The organism is Emticicia sp. 17c, from assembly GCF_037153985.1.
Lineage (GTDB): Bacteria > Bacteroidota > Bacteroidia > Cytophagales > Spirosomataceae > Emticicia.
On record NZ_JBBAYI010000071.1, the window covers coordinates 1 to 574 of the forward strand.

The following is a 574-nucleotide window of genomic DNA, read 5'->3' on the forward strand; positions in this document are numbered from 1 at the left end:
AGCTGCTGTCAAAGTAGCCGATTCACCAGCACACAAGCTCGTCTTGTCCGCTGTAAGCGTTGGCGCATTCGGTATACCACCTGTTGTAATTTGAATACTGTTAGAAGCCACACTTGTGCCACAACTCGTCGTACAAGTAGCTGTATAAACGCCTGATTGGTTTACTATTGCTGGATTTGAATAAGTCACTGACTGACCATCCTTGCGCCAGCTTAAAGTACCACTACAATTAGCCGCTGTTAAAGTAGCCGATTCACCAGCACACAAGCTCGTCTTGTCCGCTGTAATTGTTGGCGCATTCGGTATACCTCCAGTACTGATTTGAATACTGTTAGAAGCCACACTTGTCCCACAACTAGTTGTACAAGTAGCTGTATAAACGCCTGACTGCGTCACCACCGCTGGATTTGAATAAGTCACTGACTGACCATCCTTACGCCAGCTTAAAGTACCACTACAATTCGCCGCTGTTAAAGTAGCAGATTCACCAGCACACAAGCTCGTCTTGTCGGCTGTAATTGTTGGTGCATTCGGTATACCACCTGTTGTAATTTGAATGCTGTTACTAGCCACA

The 574-nt window shown here is 46.0% G+C and carries 1 pseudogene; it reads right to left on the reverse strand.

Annotation, left to right across the window (positions count from 1 at the left end):
• A pseudogene (locus tag WAA15_RS24530) lies at positions 1 to 574 on the reverse strand (hypothetical protein); the annotation flags it as partial.